Raw genomic sequence first — 22,286 nt, 5'->3', positions numbered from 1 at the left:
GATTATGGCCCCAAGGTCAGGGCTCCCACGCAGCGATTGGTTTGATGTTGTCACCGCGTTTCGCGGTCATATTCCGCAACTTGCTGATGCGCCGACACCCATCCACTGCAACTGTGGACAACTTTGTGGGCAACTGGACTGTGAAGCACCGAGAGCCGCGAAAACTCAGGCGTCGCGACAAGTTGCCCAAATCTTGAGCAAGAAAAATCCTTTGAAAATCAATAGTTTGCGTGATTGTGAAAGCGCCGTGACAGCGAAAATGCCACGCAAAGCCTTGAATGCCGGGCTTGTGGAGTTCTCGGCCCGCGCCAGTACTGGGTTTGCGCGTGATTGAAGGTGCGCAGCCCCGAGCGGAGCGCGCCGTGTGGGGTGTGGCGGCATTGCTCCACGCCGTCTCGGATGCACTCGCTGCGCGGTTCACGGCATGCACCATCCGCGGCGAGATCTCAGGGTTTTCGCGGGCGTCCAGCGGCCATTGCTACCTGAGCCTGAAGGACGCTGACGGCAAGGCGGGCCTGCTGCGCTGTGCGATGTTTCGCCGCGCGGCGAGCCTGATCGACTTCGAGCCCGCCGATGGCCAACTTGTCGAGGTGCGGGGCCGGCTCGCTGTGTACGAACCCCGAGGCGAGCTGCAGTTCGTGATCGAGTCAATGCAGCGCGCTGGCGCTGGGGCCTTGTTCGAGCAGTTTCTGAGACTCAAGGCGCTCCTGGAGGCCGAGGGCTTGTTCGACGCCGTGCGCAAGCGCGAGTTGCCGCGCCTTCCACGGCGTGTGGGAGTTGTCACCTCGCTCGGTGCCGCAGCGTTGCACGATGTGCTGACGGCGCTGAAGCGCCGCGCGCCGCACGTCGAGGTCGTCGTCTATCCGAGCCTGGTGCAGGGGGCCGACGCGCCGCCGAGCCTGGTCCGTGCGCTCGAGGTGGCGAACAAGCGAGCCGAGGTCGATGTGCTTCTCGTGTGCCGCGGCGGTGGCTCGCTGGAGGACTTGTGGGCCTTCAATGACGAGCGTGTGGTGCGCGCCATTGCGGCCAGCGACCTTCCGGTCCTTTGCGGCGTGGGGCACGAGACCGATATGACGCTGGCCGACTTTGCAGCCGATGTACGAGCGCCCACGCCGACCGCAGCCGCGGAGATCGTGTCCCCCACGCAGGCGGACGGGCGGGCCTTGCTGGCTGCAGTGGCGTCGGTGATGACAGCGTGCATGTACCGCGTGATCGACACGCAGCAGCAGCGCATGGATCGCGCCCAACTCCGGCTGATGCGGCCAGCTGACGGCATACGCCGGCTCGACCAGCGGCTTGCACTGCTGCAGCAGCGCATGAACGCCTGCGTGCGACAGCGTGTACCGCGCCAGGTGCAATCCGTGTCGGCGGCCCACGCGCGCTTGGGCCGGGCGCTGGCTGTGACGCTGGCTGCGCGGCATCACCGGCTTTCCTCTCTGGAGGCACGCCTGACCGCGCTCGACCCTCGCAGGGTTCTGTCACGAGGCTATGCCTGGCTCACGGACGAGGAGGGCAGCCCCATCACGCATGCAGAGGGCCTCTCGGCTGGCCAAAGGGTTCGCGCTGAGCTGGCGGATGGCCAGGTCAGCGCAACGATTTCAGGGGTGGCTTTGAAACCGCGGGCAGAGCACTGAGATTCGAAGCGCCGGCGGCATCTTCGAGCAAGCTGCCTACAATGAATCAGCTCTCAGCCACCAAGAAAGGACATCACATGGAACATACCCTGCCGCCACTGCCGTATGCACAAGATGCACTCGCACCCCACCTCAGCAAGGAGACGCTCGAGTACCACTATGGCAAGCATCACAACGCCTATGTGGTGAACCTGAACAACCTTCAGAAGGGCACCGAGTTCGAGAGCATGAGCCTCGAAGACATCATCAAGAAGTCTTCGGGTGGCATCTACAACAACGCCGCCCAGATCTGGAACCACACGTTCTTCTGGAGCAGCATGAAGCCGCAGGGCGGTGGCGAACCCACCGGCGCGCTGGCCGACGCCATCAACGCCAAGTTCGGCAGCTTTGCCGCGTTCAAGGAAGCCTTCACCAAGAGTGCGGTGGGCAACTTCGGCTCGGGCTGGACCTGGCTTGTGAAGAAGCCCGACGGCAGCGTCGACATCGTCAACACCGGCGCGGCAGGCACGCCGCTCACCACGGCCGACAAGGCCTTGCTGACGATCGACGTATGGGAGCACGCGTACTACATCGATTACCGCAATCTTCGCCCGAAGTTCGTCGAGACGTTCCTTACGTCGCTTGCAAACTGGGAGTTCGCGGCAAAGAACTTCGCCTGAGCGAAAGTCCTTTCCGCAAAGAGAAGGCCGGTCTTTGACCGGCCTTTTTTCTGGTGGCGGTGGGGCCTACTGGGTGAAGGGCCGGCCCTCAAGCTTCGACCCGGGCTTGATGCCTCGCTTGTCGAACCAGCCTTGGTTCATTTCCAGAACAAAGCGCACCGGCTTCTTGGAGCAGTGGGAGTCAAGCGTCTGTGGCTTCATGTCTTCAATATTGACCACCGTGCCGTTGTCGGCGATGAATGCCGTTGACAGCGGCAGGAGGGTGTTCTTCATCCAGAAGCACTGGACAGCCTTGTCCTCGAAGACGAACAACATCCCTTCATTGGTCGGCATCGAAGCTCTGTACATCAGACCCGTGGCTCGCTGGTCGGGTGTCTGTGCGACCTGGGCCTGAATGTTGTGAATGCCTGCACTCAGACGGATGGTGGGCAAGTTCTGCGGTTCCTGAGCGATTGCGGCGCCGGCAAGCAGCAGCGCGATGACGGCGAACCAGGCGCGCGTGTTCATGAGTGATGATTTCCGGTCGAGTGGGGTGGGTGACGATTATGGGCATCCATGTGCGCCTATCGGCCAACGGTGCGTGCCGTCAGGCGGTTGACAGATACCCTGGCATAGAATCTTTGATCACCCCTCGCAGCGCGGAGTCACTCCTATGTACAAGCACATCAAGGTTCCCCAATCTGGGCAGAAGATCAGCGTCAATTCCGACTTTTCGCTCAAGGTTCCCGACGAGCCGATCATTCCTTTCATCGAAGGCGACGGCACGGGTCTCGACATCACTCCGGTGATGATCAAGGTGGTTGATGCCGCGGTGGCGAAGGCTTACGGCGGCAAGAAGAAGATTCACTGGATGGAGGTCTACGCTGGAGAGAAGTCGACCAAGGTCTACGGCCCCGATGTGTGGCTGCCCGAAGAGACCCTCGAAGCGCTCCGCGAGTATGTGGTGTCGATCAAGGGGCCCCTGACCACGCCGGTGGGCGGTGGCATCCGTTCGCTGAACGTGGCGTTGCGCCAAGAGCTCGACCTGTACGTTTGCCTGCGTCCGGTGCAGTACTTCAAGGGCGTCCCGTCGCCGCTCAAGGAACCGGAGAAGACCAACATGGTCATCTTCCGCGAGAACTCCGAAGACATCTACGCCGGTATCGAGTACGAAGCAAAGTCTGACAAGGCCAAGAAGGTCATCAAGTTCCTGCTGGAAGACATGGGCGTCAAGAAGATCCGCTTCCCTGAGAGCTCAGGTATCGGTATCAAACCGGTTTCGATCGAGGGCACCGAGCGCTTGGTGCGCAAGGCGCTCCAGTACGCAATCGACAACGACAAGCCCAGCGTCACGATCGTGCACAAGGGCAACATCATGAAGTACACCGAGGGTGGCTTCCGTGATTGGGCCTACGCCCTGGCGCAGAAGGAGTTCGGCGCCGAGCTGATCGACGGTGGCCCGTGGTGCAAGTTCAAGAACCCCAAGTCTGGCAAGGACATCATCGTCAAGGATTCGATCGCCGATGCCTTCCTCCAGCAGATCTTGCTGCGTCCAGCCGAATATTCGGTCGTGGCCACGCTGAATCTGAATGGTGACTACATCTCGGACGCTTTGGCAGCGCAAGTCGGCGGCATCGGTATCGCCCCGGGTGCCAACCTGTCAGATTCGGTAGCCTGCTTCGAGGCCACGCACGGCACGGCGCCCAAGTACGCCGGCAAGGACTATGTGAACCCTGGCAGCGAGATCCTGTCCGCCGAGATGATGCTTCGCCACATGGGCTGGACGGCCGCGGCCGATCTGATCATCAGTTCGCTCGAGAAGGCCATCGCGAGCAAGAAGGTCACCTATGACTTCGCTCGACTGATGGACGGCGCGACGCAAGTGTCCTGCTCTGGTTTCGGTCAGGTGATGATCGAGAACATGTGAGCGCGTTCGGCGCGGGTGCCCATGCCGGGCGCCCGGTGCGGGAAAACGAAAGGCCCACCAATGGTGGGCCTTTTCATTGGGGCAGCGCTTCAGAGCGTGGCGCTGCTTCCCGCTTGGCTGGCCGCGGCTGCCGCGATCATCGCGAGTGGACCGGACTCCTGCGGGCAGATGTTCTGGGCCAGTTGGCCTTTAGGGCCCTGCACGAGTTCATAGCTCACGCGGCCGCCTTGCTTCAATGTGCGAAAGCCGTCCATCTGGATGGCCGAGAAATGGGCGAACACGTCGTCGCCCCCGCCTTCGGGCTCAATGAAGCCAAATCCCTTTGCATCGTTGAACCATTTCACCGTTCCGATAGCCATAACGGGCACCCTCCCTTAAGTCGGCGCGATTCTCATTCCCGATTTTTTGGCTGTCAAGGAGTGGGTTAGGGATGTATTGCCGGGGCCGAAATGGCTTGAAAAATGCGTTACCCGTGCCGCAGTTCGCCTCTTGCAGTGATCACATCTGACTCAATATCCGAGACACTGATCGCGGAAAACCAACTCGATAGAATGAATCCATGCCCGACGACACACCGAAGTCACCAACTCCGCCGAAAGGGCCTGCGCCTGATCGCGGGCAGGGGGCGGTCGTTGCCGAGCGAAAGGCGGCCAAGACGGCGCCGCCGCGAATGTTTCAGGTCGTGCTGCTCAATGACGACTTCACGCCGATGGAGTTCGTTGTGATGGTGCTCCAGGAGTACTTCAAGCGCGACTTGGAGACTGCGACGCAGATCATGCTCAAGGTACACAAGGAAGGTCGGGGCGTTTGCGGTGTCTACACCAAGGATGTCGCGGCCACGAAGGTCGAACTGGTACTTACCGCCGCACGTCGCGGCGGACACCCGCTTCAATGCATTATGGAGGCCGCATGATTGCGCAAGAGCTTGAGGTCAGCCTGCACATGGCGTTCGTCGAGGCGCGCCAGCAGCGCCACGAATTCATCACCGTCGAGCACCTGTTGATGGCGCTGCTCGACAACCCGTCTGCGGCAGAGGTGCTGCGAGCGTGCGCCGCCAATATCGATGAGTTGCGCAAAAGCCTCGCCCAATTCATCAAGGAGAACACACCCACAGTGGGTGGGTCCGAAGAGGTCGACACGCAGCCGACGCTGGGTTTTCAGCGGGTGATTCAGCGCGCGATCATGCACGTGCAGTCCACAGGCAGCGGCAAGAAAGAAGTGACCGGCGCGAACGTGCTGGTCGCCATCTTCGGCGAGAAGGATTCCCACGCCGTCTATTACCTGCACCAACAAGGTGTGACTCGCCTCGATGTGGTGAACTTCATCGCCCATGGCATCAAGAAGTCTGATCCTCCGGAGCAGCCCAAGTCCAACGAGGGCACCAGCGGAGAAGGCGAGAAGGAAGAGGGTGAGTCAAAGGGGTCGCCGCTAGACCAGTTCACGCAGAACCTCAACCAGATGGCCCGCGAGGGCAAGATCGACCCGCTCATCGGCCGCGAACTCGAGGTCGAGCGAGTCATTCAGATCCTGTGCCGGCGCCGCAAGAACAACCCCCTGCTGGTCGGCGAAGCAGGCGTCGGGAAGACGGCGATCGCCGAAGGCCTGGCATGGCGCATCACTCAGAACGATGTGCCGGAGATCCTGTCGGACGCCCAGGTCTACGCCCTCGACATGGGCGCGCTGCTGGCCGGCACCAAGTACCGGGGTGACTTCGAGCAGCGCCTGAAGAGCGTGCTCAAGCATCTGAAGGATCAGCCGAACGCTGTTCTGTTCATCGACGAGATCCACACCTTGATCGGTGCCGGCGCGGCGTCGGGGGGGACGCTGGACGCGAGCAATCTGCTCAAGCCAGCGCTCAGCTCGGGCCAGATGAAGTGCATCGGCGCCACGACCTTTACCGAGTACCGGGGCATCTTCGAGAAGGATGCGGCCCTGTCACGCCGGTTCCAGAAGGTTGACGTGGTCGAACCTTCGGTCGAGCAGACCATCGAAATCTTGAAGGGGTTGAAGTCGCGCTTCGAAGAGCATCACAGCGTCAAGTACGCAGTTGGGGCGCTTCAGGCTGCCGCCGAGCTCTCCGCCAAGTACATAAATGACCGCCACCTGCCCGACAAGGCGATCGACGTGATCGACGAGGCTGGTGCTGCCCAGCGCATCCTGCCCAAGAGCAAGCAGAAGAAGACCATCACGCGCAACGAAGTCGAAGAGATCGTGGCGAAGATCGCACGCATCCCGCCGACCAGCGTATCGAGCGATGACCGCTCGAAGCTCAAGACCCTGGAGCGCGATCTGAACAGCGTCGTGTTCGGTCAGGAGCCTGCGATCGAGGCGCTGGCTGGCGCAATCAAGATGGCGCGATCGGGCCTGGGCAAGCCAGACAAGCCGATCGGCTCGTTCCTGTTCAGCGGCCCGACCGGCGTGGGCAAGACCGAAGTGGCCAAGCAGTTGGCGTTCGTTCTTGGAATCGAGTTGATTCGCTTCGACATGAGCGAGTACATGGAGCGCCACGCGGTGAGCCGCCTGATTGGCGCGCCCCCGGGTTACGTCGGGTTCGACCAAGGCGGCTTGCTCACAGAGGCTGTTACCAAGAAGCCGCATGCGGTCCTGCTGCTCGACGAGATCGAGAAGGCCCACCCGGATGTCTTCAACGTGCTTTTGCAGGTGATGGACCATGGTTCGCTGACCGACAACAACGGTCGCAAGGCAGACTTCCGCAACGTCATCCTGGTCATGACGACCAACGCGGGCGCAGAAACCATGAACAAGGCGACCATCGGCTTCACCAACTCGCGAGAGCAGGGCGACGAGATGGCCGATATCAAGCGACTGTTCACGCCGGAGTTCCGTAACCGGCTGGATGCCACGGTGAGTTTCCGAGCGCTCGACGAGGAAATCATCCTCCGTGTGGTCGACAAGTTCCTGCTGCAGCTCGAAAGCCAACTGGCCGAGAAGAAGGTCGAGGTGACCTTCAGCGACGCCTTGCGCAAGCACCTTGCCAAGAAGGGCTTCGATCCGCTCATGGGTGCGCGACCCATGCAACGCCTCATCCAGGACACGATCCGGCGCGCGCTGGCTGATGAATTGCTGTTTGGTCGCCTGGTCGACGGTGGGCGTTTGGCGGTCGACATCGATGACGACGGCAAGACCGTGCTCGACATTCAGCCTGCGGGCAAGAGCGACAAGCCCAAGTCCGAGCCAGCCACGGCGGCTTGATCGCTGTCGCCGGCAAAGACGGGGCCTTCGTGGCCCCGTTTTTCATGCCCGTTGCGCCGGGTCCTGCCTGAAGAACCGAGCCAGCAGCGCGTAGACACCCGGGTGATCGTCCAGCAGATCCTGCGGCGAGACGAAGAACGCCTCGCATGCCACTGCGAAGAACTCGCTCGGCGCTTCGGCGCCGTAGGGGTCGAGCCAGGTGTCCACGCCCGCATCCACGTATGCGCAGAACGCGTCGTACGCGGTCGTGAAGGTCTCTATCCATTCGGCTCGGGCCGCGCGAGTGGGAAGGGGCGGGACGCCGTCGGCCTCTCCATCGCGCATGTCCAGTACGTGAGCAAACTCATGGATGACGACGTTGTAGCCCCACTCGGCGCTGGTCCCGGCCTCGGCCACGTCGTGCCATGAGAGGGTGACAGGACCGCCCTCCATGGCTTCACCCGATAAGGCTTCGTCGTAGTGATGCACGACGCCATCCTCGTCCATGACCTCTCGACTGGCCACTACCTCGTTGGCATGGACCACGATGCCAACAAAGCTGTCGTACCAGTCGAGGCCCATATTGAGCACGGGCAGGCAGGCCTGCGCAGCAATGGCTACCGCCATATCGTCGGTGATCTCGAACCCTTGCGCGCCATTGAATTGCTTGCGCGCGAGAAAGAGGGTGCTCAACTCGCGCAGGGTGTAGGCATCGGTCGCAGAGAGCCGGTCCAGGAACGGAAAGCGCGCCAAAGTGGCGCCCCATAAGGCGCCGGGTATGGGGCGGCGCGTCAGAGTGCGTTGATCGCGCCAGCGGCGCCAGGCTTGCAGCACCACGCGCTTCAGGCGAGCGCGGCGTTCAGCGGCAGCCTAAGAACGCCCTCTGCGCAGAGTCGTAGGACCTCGGCGCGGTGAGGCGGGTGATCGAGGTCCCAGTCGGACAAGACGTGGCGCACGACCCCGGGTCCGATGGTTTCGGTGGCGGGGCGGTGCGTGTGGCCGTGGATCAAGGTCGAGCTGCCGGCACGGCTCAGCCACTCGGCGGCGGTGCCGGCGTCGACATCCGCCCAGTCGGACGGCTCAGGCATGCCCTTCTTGCGTATCTCGCTTTGCGAGCGAACCTCGCGCGCGTACCGCTGGCGAGCGTCGAGTGGTTGAGCGATGAAGCTTGCCTGCCACGCCGGGTCGCGGACCACGCGGCGGAACTTCTGGTATTCGACGTCGTCGATGCACAGTTCGTCACCGTGGCTGAGCAACCACCCCTGGCCGAATGCGGTCAGAAGGCAAGGGTCGGCAAGGGCCGTCATGCCGCAGGCGTCGAGCATGTCTGCCCCGACGAGGAAGTCGCGGTTGCCGACCATGAAGAACATGGGGCGCAATCGGGATGCCCGAGCGAGCACGTCGGTGCAGCGAGCCTCGAACCCGTCGAAGCGCGCATCGTCACCGACCCACACCTCGAACAAGTCACCCAGCAGGAAAACGGCATCGGCCGCGGTGCCGAGCAGGTACTCGGACCAGGCATCGAAGGTGCGAGGCGTGTCGCTCCCGAGGTGAAGATCGGAGATGAAGTCGATGTTCCGCCACTGGGGCGGCGCAAGGACTTCAGACTTCATGCGCGTTCTCTCAGACGACCAATGCCTGCGTGATCACCACGTCTTCGACGGGAACGTCACCGTGTCCGCCACGGTTGCCCGTCTTCACGCCTTCGATTGCGTCCACCACGTCGGCGCCCGACACGACCTTGCCGAAGACGGCATAGCCCCAGCCATTGGGCGATTCCGACTTGAAATTCAGGAAGTCGTTGTCGGTGGCGTTGATGAAGAACTGCGCGCTCGCCGAATGCGGCGCATTGGTGCGCGCCATGGCAACCGTGTAGTGATCGTTCTTCAAGCCGTTGTTGGCTTCGTTCTGGATCGGCGCGTCGGTCGGCTTCTGGCTCATGCCCGGCTCGAAGCCGCCGCCCTGGATCATGAAGCCCTTGATGACGCGGTGGAACACCGTGCCGTTGTAGTGGCCCTTCTCGACGTAGGCGAGAAAGTTCGCGACGGTCGCGGGCGCCTTGGCGTCATCGAGTTCGATGCGGATGTTGCCCTTGTTGGTTTGCAGTTCTACGGTCTTGGTCATGTCATTTCTCCAGGGTGGCCTTCTTGATGGTCACAGGGGTGCGGGGAACGTCGCCAGGGCCGGTCGGCACGGCGCGGATCTTGTCGACCACGTCCATCCCTGAGATGACCTTGCCGAAGACGGCGTAGCCATTCCCATCGGGGGAGCGGGCGGCGTTGAGGAAGTCGTTGTCCTTCACGTTGATGAAGAACTGCGAAGTGGCGGAGTTCGGGTCGGGTGTGCGCGCCATGGCGATGGTGCCGCGGTCGTTGTTGAGGCCGTTGCGGGCTTCCAAGGGAATGGGTGCACGCGTGGGCTTCTCTTTGAGATCGGCTGTCATGCCCCCGCCTTGGATCATGAAATTGTTGATCACGCGGTGGAACACGGTGCCGTCGTAGTGGCCTGCCTTGACGTACTGCACGAAATTGTCGACGGACTTCGGCGCCTTGGCTGCGTTGAGTTCGACGACGATGTCTCCCTCCGACGTGGCGAGCTTCACCTTCTGGGCGTGGGCGGAAGCGCTCGCTGCGAGGCCGATGCAGGCCGCAGCAAAGAGAGCCAATCCGTGGGTCATTTTCTTCATGAAATCGCTCCTTCTGGAATTTCGTTGATTGTTGTTGGTTTGAGCTAGCGGCGTGATGCAGTGTTGGCCTTGGGGCTGTCGCCGTCAGGCGTACGCGCGGCCGGTGCCAGCAACTCCCGAATCAGCGCGAGCTTGGGGCCAAGCGTGGCGGTGTTCGATGCATCGAGCTGCACGGATCTCGAGTAAGCCTGGGCCGCGAGTTTGGCGTAGACATCTCCGAGATTCTCATATGCAGGCGCATACCCGGGGTTTGCGCGGATCGCCGATTCGAGTGTGCGACGAGCCTGATCGTACTGACCTTGCTTGCTGTAGAGCACTGCGAGGTTGTTGTACGGCTCCGGGCGCTCTGGGAAATCCTGGGTCAGCTTCACGTAAATCGATGAAGCCTCGACCAGGCGGCCTTGCTCCGTGAGCGCGAGCGCCTTCGAGAATCGCATGCGAGCGTCGCCGGGATGCGATGCAAGGAACTGATCGGCCCTCTGAACTGCGTCGGTCCATTGGCCGGCGCCGATGAGGCGTTCGACGTCTGCATGGTCGTCGGCACGCACCGTTTGCGAGGCGAGTAGCAGGCCCGCGACGATCAATGCGAGCAACGGAGCACGTGTGCAGACCATCGGCTTCCTGAAGTGGGTTGCAAGCGCTTGTGACTCAGGCGCAGGGTGCGGAGAATGCCCTGAGTGGCAAGAGGGCGGGCCGCTATACTCGCAAAATTGTATCGCAGCCCCTGTCAAGGGGCGCTCTTTGGGTCGACGTTCCATGCACGAGTGCGACACCAAAGTACGCTGGCCGTCTCACCGATCGCCATCCCGGTTCAACAGTTCGGCCGCCAGTTGCTGAGCGCCCCCTCCAGTCCATCACCGATGACATTGCGCATCTTCAACACCTTGACCCGAAAGACCGAGGTGTTCGTTCCCATCGAGCCGAACCATGTTCGCATGTACGTGTGCGGCATCACCATCTACGACTACTGCCACGTCGGGCACGCACGGATGATGGTGGCGTTCGATGTGATCTACGGTTGGTTGCGCGCGCTGGGCTACAAGGTGAGTTATGTGCGCAACGTGACGGACATCGATGACAAGATCATCCGCCGGGCGCTCGAGCGCAAGATCTCTCTGCGCGACCTGACCGACGAAATGATCAACGCGATGCACGACGATCTTGGCGCGCTCGGCATCGCTCGACCGACACACGAGCCACGAGCGACCGAGTACGTGCCGCAGATGCTGTCGATGATCGGTCAGCTCGAATCCAAGGGCCTGGCCTATCGCTCGGACAACGGCGATGTGAACTTCGCGGTGCGCAAGTTCCCGAACTACGGCCAGCTCTCAGGCAAGTCGATCGATGAGTTGCGTGCGGGGGAGCGCGTCGCCGTTCTCGGCGGCAAGCAGGACCCACTCGACTTCGTTCTCTGGAAGGCCGCCAAGCCCGAAGAGCCGGAGGACGCCAAATACGACTCTCCCTACGGTGCAGGGCGCCCCGGCTGGCACATCGAGTGCTCGGCGATGGGCTGCGCGATCCTGGGCGAGCAGTTCGACCTGCACGGCGGCGGGGCCGACCTGCAGTTCCCGCATCACGAGAACGAGATTGCGCAGAGCGAGGGCGCCAATGGTGTGCCGCCAGCCAAGGTGTGGGCGCACAACGGCTTGCTGAATGTCGACCACGTGAAGATGTCGAAGTCGCTCGGCAACTTCTTCACCATTCGCGCAGTTCTCGAGCGCTACGACGGCGAAACGATTCGATTCTTCATGCTGCGCACGCACTACCGCAGCCCGTTCAACTTCAGCGATGTGAATCTCGACGACGCGCGCAACGGCCTGCGACGCTTGTACACGGCGCTGGCCGATGTGGAGGCGGATGCCGCCCCGATCGATTGGTCGCACCCCTCGGCGGCGCGCTTTCACGATGCGATGAACGAGGATTTCGGCACGCCCGAAGCGGTTGCGGTGCTGTTTGAACTTGCTGGTGAAATCAATCGCACCAAGTCGCCCGAGCTGGCGGGGCTGCTCAAGTCACTGGGTGCCACACTGAACGTGCTGCAGCAAAACCCCCGTGTTTACTTGCAGGGCGGTGGTGGGGTCGACGAGTCGGCCATTCAGGCTCGGATCGACGCGCGTGCCGCCGCCAAGAAGGCGCGCGATTTCGCCCTGGCAGACCAGATCCGCAAGGAGCTGCTCAGCGAAGGCATCGAACTGCAGGACTCGCCGCAGGGCACGACCTGGACGAAGGTTTGACCGGTGCGATTGTCGACTCCTGATTACTGGGACGAGGCGTGCAAGCACCTCTCCAAGCGCGATCGTGTGATGCGCAAGCTCATTCCGCTTGGCGAAGGCCGGCTGGAGAGCCGCGGCGACGCCTTCACGACACTGGCTCGATCCATCGTCGGCCAACAGATCTCGGTGCGCGCGGCGCAGGCCGTGTGGGATCGGTTCGCTGCACTCGTGGGTGGGCAGCCTGCGCGCGTGATGCCAGCCTCGGTGGTCGGGATGGAGCCGCCGCGCCTTCGCGAGGCCGGGCTGTCGGCACGCAAGGTGGAGTACCTGCTGGACCTGGCGCAGCATTTCGAATCGGGCGCTGTCCATGTGCGCCAGTGGCAGCAGATGGACGACGAAGCCATCATCGAAGAGCTGGTGGCAATCCGTGGCATCGGCCGTTGGACGGCCGAGATGTTCCTGATCTTCCACCTGATGCGGCCCAATGTGCTGCCGCTCGACGACATCGGGCTCATCAAGGGAATCAGCGTGAATTACTTCAGCGGCGAGCCCGTTTCGAGGGCTGAGGCGCGTGAAGTGGCCGACGCCTGGGCCCCGTTTCGCTCAGTGGCCACATGGTACATTTGGCGCAGCCTCGACCCCCTGCCTGTCGCGTACTGAGCGCCTCCATCGCCTCATTGAAGACGCGCAACGCGTCTCTCTCAACCCAGGATTACAGCCGGATGAGCAAACGACATTTCCTCGAGTTCGAGCAACCCATTGCCGAACTAGAAACCAAGATCGAAGAGCTGCGCTACGTGCAAAGCGAATCGGCTGTCGACATCTCCGAAGAGATCGATCGTCTCAGCAAGAAGAGCCACCAGCTCGTCAAGGACATCTATTCGAACCTGACGCCTTGGCAAGTCACGCAGATCTCGCGCCACACGCAGCGACCGTATGCGATGGACTACATCAACGAGGTCTTCACCGACTTCCAGGAGCTGCGCGGCGATCGTCACTTTGCCGATGACCAGTCCATCGTCGGCGGCTTGGCCCGTTTCAACGGCCAGGCCTGCATGGTGATTGGCCACCAGAAGGGCCGTGACACCAAGGAGCGCGCGGCGCGCAATTTCGGCATGTCACGCCCCGAGGGCTATCGCAAGGCCCTGCGGCTGATGAAGCTGGCCGAGAAGTTCGGTTTGCCGGTGTTCACGCTTGTCGATACGCCTGGGGCCTACCCGGGCATCGGCGCGGAAGAGCGTGGCCAATCCGAAGCCATCGGCCGCAACATCTACGAGATGGCGCAGCTCGAGGTTCCGATCATCGTCACCATCATCGGTGAAGGCGGTTCGGGTGGGGCGTTGGCGATCAGCGTGGGCGACCAGGTGCTGATGCTGCAGTACTCGGTGTACTCGGTCATCACGCCGGAAGGCTGCGCATCGATCCTGTGGCGGACGGCCGAGCGGGCGCCCGATGCGGCGGAGGCTCTTGGCATCACCGCACACCGCTTGAAGGCGTTGGGCCTGATCGACAAGATCGTCAACGAGCCCGTCGGTGGCGCGCACCGCGACCACAAGCAAATGTCGGCCTACCTCAAGCGGGCGCTCAATGACGCGCTGCGCCAGGTGAGCGACCTTTCGACCAAGGAACTGCTGCAGCGGCGTTATGAACGGCTGCAGTCCTATGGCCGCTTCACCGACACCAGCGAACGCTGATCCCTCACCAAGCATCGCGGTGGCCTATAGCGGCGGCCGCGATTCGACGGCGTTGCTGCACGCGACCGCGCTTGCAGCTGCGCAGCAGGGCGCGCAGGTCGCCGCGCTGCATATCCACCACGGGCTGAGCCCTCACGCAGATGCGTGGCTCGCGCACGCGCAGCGGCAGTGCGAGCGCTGGCGGCGAAAGGGCTTGCCGGTGCGCTTGTTGTCTCATCGTCTGGCGGGCCGGCCCGCGCGCGGAGAAAGCGTCGAAGCGTGGGCGCGAGATGGCCGCTACCGCGCGTTGGCATTAATGGCCAAGGAGTCGGGCGCGCAAGCAGTGCTTCTGGCACATCACCAGCGCGACCAGGCCGAAACCTTTGTTCTGCAGGCGCTGCGTGGTGCAGGCATGGCCGGGCAGGCTGGCATGCCGAGTCGGTTCGAGCGCGATGGCATCACCTGGCTTCGGCCGTGGCTCAACCAACCGCGCGAAGCGATCGAGGCTTACGTGCGCCATCACCGGTTGCGTTATGTCGAAGATGACAGCAACGCCGACCCGCGGTTCGCGCGCAATCGTTTGCGGCTAGAGGTGTGGCCGCAATTGAAGGCCGCGTTCCCTGGTGTCGATGCGAGTCTGGCGTTGGCTTCTGGCTGGGCCGCCGACGCCGCGGAGTGTCTCGAGGACCTGGCGCGCATTGACCTGCAAGCCGTGGCTGACACCCGTGGGCTTCGAATCGACCTGTGGCGCGCCTTGAGCCGTGTTCGGCAGTCCAACGCCTTGCGCAGTTGGTTGAGGGATCAACTCGGCAAGCCCGCTCCGGCGAGCCTGGCATTGCGCCTGTTGGACGAGGTTCCATCCGGCGGCACCGCACAGTGGTCAGCAGGCGAGGGGACGCTGCGCTGCCATCGAGGCCGACTCCGCTACGACGGTGTGCCGGCAGGTTCTTCACCCGCGGCGGATCGCGAGGCAGTGCTCAGCATCCGGCGCGCCGGCCGCTATCCGTTGCCAGGCTGGGGCGGCGTGCTGGTGGCAGAACGGGTCAAGGAGGGTGGCGTGCCCCTCGCATGGTTGGCGCATCTGGAGTTGCGTGAACGGGCTGGCGGCGAGCAGTTTCAGGCGGGCGTCGGCCGGCCCGCACGCAGCCTGAAGAAGCAGTTCCAGGCAGGCGAGGTGCCCTCATGGCAGCGACAGGGGCCGCTCGTTTACAGCGGCGGGCAACTCGTCTTCGTGCCGGGCCTGGGCATTGATGCTCGGGTGATGGCGCTCCCAGTGCAGGCCCAGATTGGCTTGAGCTGGCACAGCAGCTAAAATGCGCGGTTGCTCCGCACGGAGCAGATTCATTCCTTGATCCCCGCGAAACCAGTTTTTCATGGCACTCATCGTTCATAAATACGGCGGCACCTCCATGGGCTCCACGGAGCGCATTCGAAATGTCGCCAAGCGCGTGGCCAAGTGGGCCCGCGCGGGCCACCAGATGGTCGTGGTGCCGTCCGCCATGAGCGGCGAAACCAACCGCCTGCTGGGTCTGGCCAAGGAACTCTCGCCCGAACTGGCCGGAGACGGCATTCAGCGCGAACTCGACATGATCGCCTCGACCGGCGAGCAGGTGTCGGTGGGCCTGCTCTCTATTGCGCTCCAGGCCGAGGGGCTGGAAGCCGTCAGCTACACCGGCTGGCAGGTGCCCATCGCCACCGACTCGTCGTATACCAAGGCGCGCATTCAGAGCATCGACGACAAGCGTGTGCGCGCTGATCTCGCCGCCGGCAAGGTGGTCGTGATCACCGGGTTCCAGGGGATCGATGACAAGGGCCATATCACCACGCTCGGCCGGGGCGGCTCTGATACCTCGGCGGTGGCGGTGGCTGCGGCGATGAAGGCCCACGAGTGCTTGATCTACACCGATGTGGACGGCGTCTACACGACCGACCCGCGCATCGTGCCCGAGGCGCGCCGCCTGAGCACTGTGAGCTTCGAAGAGATGCTCGAGATGGCCAGCCTGGGCTCCAAGGTGCTGCAGATCCGCTCGGTCGAGTTTGCCGGCAAGTACCGCGTTCCGCTGCGCGTGCTGTCGAGCTTCACGCCCTGGGACATCGACCTCGCCGAAGAGGCCAAGTCGGGCACCCTGATCACATTTGAGGAAGACGAAAAGATGGAACAAGCCGTTGTTGCAGGCATCGCGTTCAATCGCGACGAAGCCAAGATCTCCGTTCTGGGCGTGCCCGACAAGCCTGGCATCGCGTTCCAGATCCTGGGCCCGGTGGCCGAGGCCAACATCGACGTCGACGTGATCATCCAGAACGTGTCGCACGACGGCAAGACCGACTTCTCGTTCACGGTGCACCGCAATGATTACGCGCGCACCATGGACCTGCTGAAGAACAAGGTTCTGCCGCAGACGGGCGCGGTGGAGTTGTCGGGTGACCCGAAGATCTGCAAGGTCAGCATCGTCGGCATCGGCATGCGCTCGCACGTCGGCGTGGCCAGCAAGATGTTCCGTTGCCTGAGCGAAGAAGGCATCAACATCCAGATGATCACCACGAGCGAGATCAAGACCAGCGTCGTGATCGACGAGAAGTACATGGAGTTGGCCGTGCGCGCACTCCACAAGGCGTTCGACCTGGAGCAGTCGGCGGCCTGAAACGCCGAAGTTCTGGCTTAGAATGCCGCACTTGTGCTGGAGTCGTGACCGAGTGGCCGAAGGTGCTCCCCTGCTAAGGGAGTATGTGGGCAAAACCTGCATCGAGGGTTCGAATCCCTCCGACTCCGCCAACCAGCTCTGCAAGAAGCCCCACTCGCTGGGGCTTTTTTGTGCCCGTGCCACGTTGAATGGCGGCCAGTCGGGCGCATCTATCGGGCTTCTTGATTTGCGTGGAGCGTGTTCATGCCGGTGAAGGCCCTGTTCGTTCTGTCGACCGCGCTGCACCTCTACATCGGCTGGCGCTTGGTGCCGGCGCTGGGGTTCGCGTGGGCGGCCTGGGCGGTGAGCTCGGTGCTGCTCGCATCGGCCGCGCTGATGCCCATGGGATTGCTGGCGCGGCGTGTTCGCAATCGCACCATGTCAGATGCTCTGGCATGGGCGGGGCTCATCTTCATGGGCATGTTCTCGTCGCTGTTCGTGTTGACGCTGGTTCGAGATCTCGCGCTCTTGGCCACAACGCTGCTTGGCGCATCGACGGCTGCATACGCCCAGTGGTCCGCGCGAGCGGTACCGCTGGTGGCGGGGCTGGTCACAGCGTGGGGCTTCGTGAATGCGCGGCGTCGCGCTCGCGTGGTCTCCGTGGATGTCCCGATCGAGGGCCTGAGCGCGTCGCTGCAGGGGTTCACCATTGCGCAGATCAGTGACATCCACGTCGGCCCGACGATCAAGGGCCCGTACCTGCAGGCCATCGTCGACACCGTCAACGGTCTGCACGCCGACATGGTCGCCGTGACGGGCGATCTCGTGGACGGCAGCGTGCGCGAGTTGTCGCAGCATGTGGCCCCGCTCGCGGACCTGCAATCGAGGCATGGCACCTTCTTCGTGACGGGGAATCACGAGTACTACTCGGGTGCGCACGCGTGGATCGCCGAGTTGCGCCGCCTGGGTGTGCGGGTGCTGCTGAACGAGCACGCCGTGCTGCAACACGGCTCCGCGCCGCTCGTGGTGGCGGGCGTGGCGGACTACAGCGCGCACCACTTCGATCTCGCGCACCGCAGCGACCCGCAAGCTGCCGTGGCGGGCGCGCCGCTCGATGCGACGCGCGTGCTGCTGGCGCATCAGCCTCGCAGCGCCGAGGCGGCTGAACGTGCGGGCTTCCAGTTGCAGTTGTCCGGGCACACGCATGGCGGGCAGTTCTTCCCCTGGAACTTCTTCGTGCCGCTGCAACAGCCTTTCACGGCCGGGCTGCATCGGCTGGAGAAGCTGTGGGTCTACACCAGCCGCGGTACCGGCTACTGGGGGCCGCCGAAGCGCCTGGGCGCGCCGTCCGAGATCACATTGCTTCGATTGGTGGCTGCCTGATGAAACGCCGATTGCGTTGGTGCCTGGTGGTGTGCGGCCTGCTGACGGGTGCGGCATGGGCATCGCCACCTGAGTCAGCTGGTGAAGGCATGGCGCAGCGCGTGCTGGCCTGCACCGGTTGCCACGGGCCGGAGGGGCGGGCGGCACGTGATGGGTACTACCCGCGCATTGCCGGCAAGCCGGCGGGTTACCTGTATCACCAACTACTCAACTTTCGCGATGGCCGACGCCACTATCCGACCATGTCGCGCCTGATCGAGCCGCTGAGTGACGCCTACCTCCAGGAGATGGCTGTGTACTTCGCAAGCCTCGATCTGCCGTACCCCGCCGTGCAGGCTGTTGGCGTTGCGAACGATGCACTGCGCCGCGGCGAAGCGCTCGCGCTGCACGGCGACTCGGCCCGTGGCATCCCGGCGTGCGTGCAGTGCCACGGCTCATCGCTCACCGGCGTTGCGCCCGACATCCCCGGGCTGCTCGGGCTGCCTCGCGACTACCTCGTTGCGCAACTCGGTTCCTGGAAGACGGGTGCGCGTCGTGCGAAGGAGCCCGACTGCATGGCCCACATCGTTCGCCAACTCGCGGCCGACGACGCGAGTGCCGTTGCGAAATGGCTGGCAGCGCAGCCCCTGCCAGCGACTGCCAAGCCCGCGACCACCATGCCCGGCCCCATGCCCATGGATTGCGGTGACGTGACTGGCGCTGCGCGATGAGGCGCCTCGTTGCCGTGGCAGTGGTGGTGCTCGTCGCGGCGAGCGCCGTGGTCGTGGGGCTCAATCTGCGTGGTGAGTCGCCAATGACCAACGCGACCCTGGCGGTCACGCCCGAGTTGCTTCAACGCGGCGCGTACCTGGCCACGGCCGGCAATTGCGCGGGTTGCCACACGGAGCGGGGAGGGCCGCCCTATGCGGGCGGCCGGGGCATCGAAACGCCGTTCGGCGCGGTCTACGCATCGAACCTGACGCCTGATGTGGCCACCGGCATTGGCGGATGGTCGGCCGACGAGTTCTGGCGCGCCATGCACAACGGCCGATCGCGCGACGGGAGGCTGTTGTACCCGGTGTTTCCGTATACGAACTACACGCTCGTTGCCCGAGCAGATTCGGACGCCATCTACACCTACCTGCGCAGTCTGCCGCCGGTGGTGCAGCCCAATCGGGCGCACGACCTGGGCTTCCCGTTCAGCACCCAGGTGGCACTTGGGGTGTGGCGTGCGCTGTACTTCCGGCCGCACGACGGCGGATCCGGCAGCGAGCAAGGTGGTGAGCTCGAACGCGGTGCCTACCTGGTGCAGGGCCTCGGCCACTGCAACGCATGCCATGCCAGCCGCAACGTGTTCGGCGCGACCATGGGCCCGCTCGACCTGGGCGGCGGGCTCATCCCGATGCAGAACTGGTACGCGCCTTCGCTGAGCGACCCGCACGAGGCGGGGCTGTCCGAATGGCCGCTGGACGAGATCGTGAGCCTTCTGAAGACCGGTGCGAGCAAGCGCGCCTCGGTGCTCGGGCCGATGGCCGAGGTGGTCGGTCGCAGCACGCAGCATTTGAGCAATGCCGATCTGCACGCGATGGCGGTGTATCTCAAGTCCTTGCCGAGCGTGCCGGTGGCGCAGCAGGCCCAACGACAGGCTGCGCCGAGCGGTGTGGATGGCGCTGCGATCTATCAAGATCAATGCTCCCAATGCCACGGCAAGCAGGGCGAAGGCGTGGTCGGTGCCTTCCCTGCGCTGGCGGGGAACCGCGCGGTCACCATGGCACTGCCGACGAACCTGGTGCGCGTGGTGATCGAGGGCGGCTACGCGCCATCCACGGCAGGCAACCCGCGGCCGCACGGCATGCCGCCATTCGGCCCCACCTTGACCAGCGCCGAGGTGGCCGCCGTGCTCAGCCACATTCGCAGCGCCTGGGGCAACCAGGCGGGTGCCGTCTCCGAGCAGGACGTCAACCGATACCGTTGACGCGCATGCGGCGTCGCGAGGCGCCGACGCGTGGGTGCGCAGACGTCCTACAGCGCCTTTGTGCGGATCGCAGGACGATGTACGCCCCATGTCGACGCATGAAAGGAGTACCGCCATGCCTCAGAACGAATGGAGCGCCAAGCGCGAACGTCAGTACGAGCACATCAAGGCCAGCCAGAAGGCCAGTGGCAAGGGCGAGAAACTCGCCGAAGAGATTGCCGCACGCACCGTCAACAAGGAGCGCGCCCGCAACGGTGAGGCGCGTGAGGCCAGCCGCAGTTCGGTCGACGACATTTCGTCCGGCGAGCGCGGTGGCCAGCGGTCGCACAGCGGCGCCCAGGGCCGTACGTACGACCAGCTCTACAACGAGGCGCGCCAGCGCGGTGTGAAGGGCCGGTCGTCGATGAGCAAGGCTGAGCTGCGCAAGGCGGTCGGCCGCTGACCATCAGGCGTCTTGTTTCGTCGCCGGGCGCGCTGCCGTCCGGCGCGCGGTGCTGCTTGGGCAGGTCGTTACGCAGATGCACGTAGGCGATCCCGCACAAGCTAATGCGGCGACCAGAAATTGTGCAATGCAGCAGACGCCGAGAAGATGCCACGCAACCCCAACCCTCGGAGGATTGCGATGACCAGCACACAGGCCTTCCCGACGCCCCGGCCCTCTTCGATGGCGCCTTCACTGGGCTTGTTGAGCATGGAGCCCTTTCGGGCTGCCTTCGAGTACGCCGGCATGCGCTTCATGGACCACGGCGTGCTGCCTGAAGGCGACGGTCACCCGGTCATCATCTTCCCCGGCCTTGCCTCCGACAGGCGCTCGCTGCTGCCGCTGCGCAGTTGCTGCGAGACGCTGGGCTATGCCGTCTACGACTGGGAAGAAGGCTTCAACACCGGCCCGCACGGCGACATCGACGAATGGCTAGCCAACCTGGCCGAGCATGTGCGCGGCGTGGCGGCGTTGCATGGTCGCAGAGTGAGCCTCATCGGCTGGAGCCTGGGCGGCATCTACGCGCGCGAGATCGCCAAGATGCGCGCCCCGCTGGTGCGCCAGGTGCTCACACTCGGCACGCCCTTCGCCGGCACCGGCAAGGAGACGAACGTGAGCTGGCTGTACCGCCTCGTCAATGGCAGCGAGCCCTTCATCGACGACCACCTGGCGCAACGCCTGCGGACGTCGCCACCGGTCCCGACGACGTCGATCTTCAGCCGCACCGATGGCGTGGTGGCTTGGGAAACCTGCATGCTCGACGGCAGCCACGAGGCGGAGAACGTGGAGGTCGACAGCAGCCACATCGGGCTGCCCTGGAACCCGCAGGTGCTGCGCATCGTGGCCGATCGCCTCAGCCAGCCCGAAGGCGGCTGGCGCCGGCACGAACCGGCGGAGTAACGCGTGGGGTGCGGTGCGGGTGGGGTCGTGGCATCAGGCCGATGGCCGGCGGTACAGGTAGTCGTCGGGCAACCCCAGTCGCCGGCAGGCCTGCACGGCCGGGCTGTCCACCAGCAGCACGCGATCGGCCAGGCGCGCGGCCGTGATCACAACGCGGCGCCCGGTCGCGCCCAGTGACCATTGCGTGTCCAGCTCCAGGCGCTCGCGCACCCAGCCGGGCAGCAAGTTGACGGCTGCCCTCACGAGCAGGCGCTGCAAGGGCTGCGCGGCGGCGGGCAGCGCGGGTACGCGCAGCATGATCTCGAGGAACTCGTGCACGATCGGCGAGGCCACGAGCCGCGGCCCCATCTGCATGAGCAGGGTCTCGGCCTGGGCCTGGGTGGTCGGAGCCGACGTGGCGCCGTACAGGCGCGCCGATGCCTGGCCTTCGGCATAGAAGGCATCGAGCTGATGGGGCGACAGCGGGTGCACGTAAGCGTCGAACGCTCGCACGAAGCCGTAGCTTGCCGTGGCCTGCACCCAGTCGAGAAGGTCGGGGTCGAGGGCGTCATAGGGCTCGCCGTCGGGGGTCTGACCGCGGACGAGGCCATGCAATCGGGTCACTCGGGCGATCAGGGTTTCAGCCTGCTGGCGAGTGCCGTACACGCTCACCATCGCTGCGTAGGCGGTTCGCTGGATGCGCTCGAGAGGGCGCTCTCTGAAGCTCGTGTGTCGCCAGACGCCTTCTCGCACGCGAGGCTCCGCGAGTTCGAGCAACACCGCTGTCACGCCACCGACAAAGAGCGACAGCGGGCTCTTGAAAATGCGCCAGGAGATCGAATCGGGCCCCATGAAAGCGGCGGCGCCCGGTGGCGAGTCGAAGGCGATGGACGGCCCCCGAGGCGCCGCCAGAAACGCGTGTGCACGGCGATCGATGCCGCGCTGGATGAACCCCGGCAGCCGGAGCGCGTTCGATGCGGCCTGAGGCACCTCAGCCGCCATCGC

General features: G+C 64.0%; 24 protein-coding genes and 1 tRNA gene. 17 read left to right on the top strand and 8 right to left on the bottom strand.

Annotation, left to right across the window (positions count from 1 at the left end):
* The first annotated feature begins 193 nt into the window (after positions 1–193).
* The 3 genes from AC1KAR_RS16630 (at position 194) to AC1KAR_RS16620 (ending at position 2,293) form a co-directional block, all read left to right on the top strand.
* Positions 194–334, top strand: a complete 141-nt coding sequence (locus AC1KAR_RS16630; protein ID WP_480320782.1) for a hypothetical protein — start codon at positions 194–196, stop codon at positions 332–334.
* The gene (gene xseA, locus AC1KAR_RS16625) at positions 279–1,634 is read left to right on the top strand and encodes an exodeoxyribonuclease VII large subunit (protein ID WP_480319693.1); all 1,356 of its coding nucleotides are present in this window, start codon (positions 279–281) and stop codon (positions 1,632–1,634) included. Before AC1KAR_RS16630 ends, xseA begins: the two co-directional genes overlap by 56 nt.
* Positions 1,635–1,711: 77 nt before the next feature.
* Entirely contained in the window at positions 1,712–2,293 is a 582-nt protein-coding gene (locus tag AC1KAR_RS16620) for a superoxide dismutase (RefSeq protein ID WP_480319691.1), read from the top strand.
* Between the two features lie 66 nt (positions 2,294–2,359).
* On the opposite strand, the gene AC1KAR_RS16615 is transcribed toward AC1KAR_RS16620, so the two are convergent.
* Positions 2,360–2,800: a DUF192 domain-containing protein gene (locus tag AC1KAR_RS16615; RefSeq protein WP_480319689.1), complete on the bottom strand. Its 441-nt coding sequence runs from the start codon at positions 2,798–2,800 to the stop codon at positions 2,360–2,362.
* 145 nt (positions 2,801–2,945) lie between these two features.
* On the opposite strand from AC1KAR_RS16615, the gene icd reads away from it, so the two are divergent.
* Complete coding sequence (icd, locus tag AC1KAR_RS16610; RefSeq protein WP_480319688.1) at positions 2,946–4,199, top strand: NADP-dependent isocitrate dehydrogenase; 1,254 nt, start codon at positions 2,946–2,948, stop codon at positions 4,197–4,199.
* A gap of 89 nt (positions 4,200–4,288) precedes the next feature.
* Here the strand turns inward: icd and AC1KAR_RS16605 are convergent, their stop codons facing one another.
* The gene (locus AC1KAR_RS16605) at positions 4,289–4,543 is read right to left on the bottom strand and encodes a cold shock domain-containing protein (RefSeq protein WP_480319686.1); all 255 of its coding nucleotides are present in this window, start codon (positions 4,541–4,543) and stop codon (positions 4,289–4,291) included.
* A 215-nt stretch (positions 4,544–4,758) separates the two neighbouring features.
* Between AC1KAR_RS16605 and clpS the strand changes: the two genes are divergently transcribed.
* Positions 4,759–5,112: an ATP-dependent Clp protease adapter ClpS gene (clpS, locus tag AC1KAR_RS16600; RefSeq protein ID WP_480319684.1), complete on the top strand. Its 354-nt coding sequence runs from the start codon at positions 4,759–4,761 to the stop codon at positions 5,110–5,112.
* Entirely contained in the window at positions 5,109–7,412 is a 2,304-nt protein-coding gene (gene clpA / locus AC1KAR_RS16595) for an ATP-dependent Clp protease ATP-binding subunit ClpA (RefSeq protein ID WP_480319682.1), read from the top strand. The genes clpS and clpA overlap by 4 nt, the downstream gene beginning before the upstream one ends.
* Before the next feature lie 42 nt (positions 7,413–7,454).
* Here the strand turns inward: clpA and AC1KAR_RS16590 are convergent, their stop codons facing one another.
* From AC1KAR_RS16590 to AC1KAR_RS16570, 5 genes are read right to left on the bottom strand one after another with little or no spacing between them, the layout of a single operon-like run.
* Positions 7,455–8,225, bottom strand: coding sequence for a M90 family metallopeptidase (locus AC1KAR_RS16590; RefSeq protein ID WP_480319680.1), 771 nt, complete (start codon positions 8,223–8,225; stop codon positions 7,455–7,457).
* Positions 8,226–8,233: 8 nt separating this feature from the next.
* Complete coding sequence (locus AC1KAR_RS16585; RefSeq protein WP_480319678.1) at positions 8,234–9,004, bottom strand: UDP-2,3-diacylglucosamine diphosphatase; 771 nt, start codon at positions 9,002–9,004, stop codon at positions 8,234–8,236.
* Positions 9,005–9,014: 10 nt separating this feature from the next.
* Positions 9,015–9,515, bottom strand: coding sequence for a peptidylprolyl isomerase (locus AC1KAR_RS16580; protein WP_480319676.1), 501 nt, complete (start codon positions 9,513–9,515; stop codon positions 9,015–9,017).
* A gap of 1 nt (position 9,516) precedes the next feature.
* On the bottom strand, positions 9,517–10,068 hold the full coding sequence (locus AC1KAR_RS16575) for a peptidylprolyl isomerase (protein ID WP_480320759.1): 552 nt from the start codon (positions 10,066–10,068) through the stop codon (positions 9,517–9,519).
* Positions 10,069–10,121: 53 nt separating this feature from the next.
* The gene (locus AC1KAR_RS16570) at positions 10,122–10,670 is read right to left on the bottom strand and encodes a tetratricopeptide repeat protein (RefSeq protein WP_480319674.1); all 549 of its coding nucleotides are present in this window, start codon (positions 10,668–10,670) and stop codon (positions 10,122–10,124) included.
* 267 nt (positions 10,671–10,937) lie between these two features.
* On the opposite strand from AC1KAR_RS16570, the gene cysS reads away from it, so the two are divergent.
* The 11 genes from cysS to AC1KAR_RS16515 all read left to right on the top strand — a co-directional run bounded on the left by cysS (position 10,938) and on the right by AC1KAR_RS16515 (position 21,302).
* Positions 10,938–12,311: a cysteine--tRNA ligase gene (cysS, locus tag AC1KAR_RS16565; protein ID WP_480319672.1), complete on the top strand. Its 1,374-nt coding sequence runs from the start codon at positions 10,938–10,940 to the stop codon at positions 12,309–12,311.
* 3 nt (positions 12,312–12,314) lie between these two features.
* On the top strand, positions 12,315–12,950 hold the full coding sequence (locus AC1KAR_RS16560; protein ID WP_480319670.1) for a DNA-3-methyladenine glycosylase family protein: 636 nt from the start codon (positions 12,315–12,317) through the stop codon (positions 12,948–12,950).
* 62 nt (positions 12,951–13,012) lie between these two features.
* The gene (locus AC1KAR_RS16555) at positions 13,013–13,984 is read left to right on the top strand and encodes an acetyl-CoA carboxylase carboxyltransferase subunit alpha (RefSeq protein WP_480319668.1); all 972 of its coding nucleotides are present in this window, start codon (positions 13,013–13,015) and stop codon (positions 13,982–13,984) included.
* Complete coding sequence (tilS, locus tag AC1KAR_RS16550; RefSeq protein WP_480319666.1) at positions 13,935–15,275, top strand: tRNA lysidine(34) synthetase TilS; 1,341 nt, start codon at positions 13,935–13,937, stop codon at positions 15,273–15,275. Before AC1KAR_RS16555 ends, tilS begins: the two co-directional genes overlap by 50 nt.
* A gap of 61 nt (positions 15,276–15,336) precedes the next feature.
* On the top strand, positions 15,337–16,605 hold the full coding sequence (locus tag AC1KAR_RS16545) for an aspartate kinase (RefSeq protein ID WP_480319664.1): 1,269 nt from the start codon (positions 15,337–15,339) through the stop codon (positions 16,603–16,605).
* Between the two features lie 38 nt (positions 16,606–16,643).
* Positions 16,644–16,736 (top strand) — tRNA-Ser (locus AC1KAR_RS16540).
* 112 nt (positions 16,737–16,848) lie between these two features.
* Positions 16,849–17,967 carry a metallophosphoesterase gene (locus tag AC1KAR_RS16535; protein WP_480319662.1) on the top strand — a complete coding sequence of 373 codons (1,119 nt, stop codon included), beginning with the start codon at positions 16,849–16,851 and terminating at the stop codon, positions 17,965–17,967.
* Positions 17,967–18,677, top strand: coding sequence for a c-type cytochrome (locus AC1KAR_RS16530; RefSeq protein ID WP_480319660.1), 711 nt, complete (start codon positions 17,967–17,969; stop codon positions 18,675–18,677). The genes AC1KAR_RS16535 and AC1KAR_RS16530 overlap by 1 nt, the downstream gene beginning before the upstream one ends.
* Complete coding sequence (locus AC1KAR_RS16525) at positions 18,674–19,921, top strand: c-type cytochrome (protein WP_480319659.1); 1,248 nt, start codon at positions 18,674–18,676, stop codon at positions 19,919–19,921. The genes AC1KAR_RS16530 and AC1KAR_RS16525 overlap by 4 nt, the downstream gene beginning before the upstream one ends.
* Positions 19,922–20,036: 115 nt before the next feature.
* Positions 20,037–20,363 (top strand): plasmid stabilization protein, encoded by a 327-nt coding sequence (locus tag AC1KAR_RS16520; RefSeq protein ID WP_480319658.1) that lies wholly within the window; start codon positions 20,037–20,039, stop codon positions 20,361–20,363.
* 180 nt (positions 20,364–20,543) lie between these two features.
* Positions 20,544–21,302, top strand: coding sequence for an esterase/lipase family protein (locus AC1KAR_RS16515; protein WP_480319657.1), 759 nt, complete (start codon positions 20,544–20,546; stop codon positions 21,300–21,302).
* Between the two features lie 33 nt (positions 21,303–21,335).
* Here AC1KAR_RS16515 and AC1KAR_RS16510 read toward each other — a convergent pair whose 3' ends face one another.
* The gene (locus AC1KAR_RS16510) at positions 21,336–22,283 is read right to left on the bottom strand and encodes an oxygenase MpaB family protein (RefSeq protein ID WP_480319656.1); all 948 of its coding nucleotides are present in this window, start codon (positions 22,281–22,283) and stop codon (positions 21,336–21,338) included.
* Between the last annotated feature and the right edge of the window lie 3 nt (positions 22,284–22,286).

Source organism: Piscinibacter sp. PDB1-1, assembly GCF_056675995.1.
The sequence above is the reverse complement of the archived record's forward strand: the minus strand, read 5'-3'. Positions and strand labels throughout refer to the sequence as shown.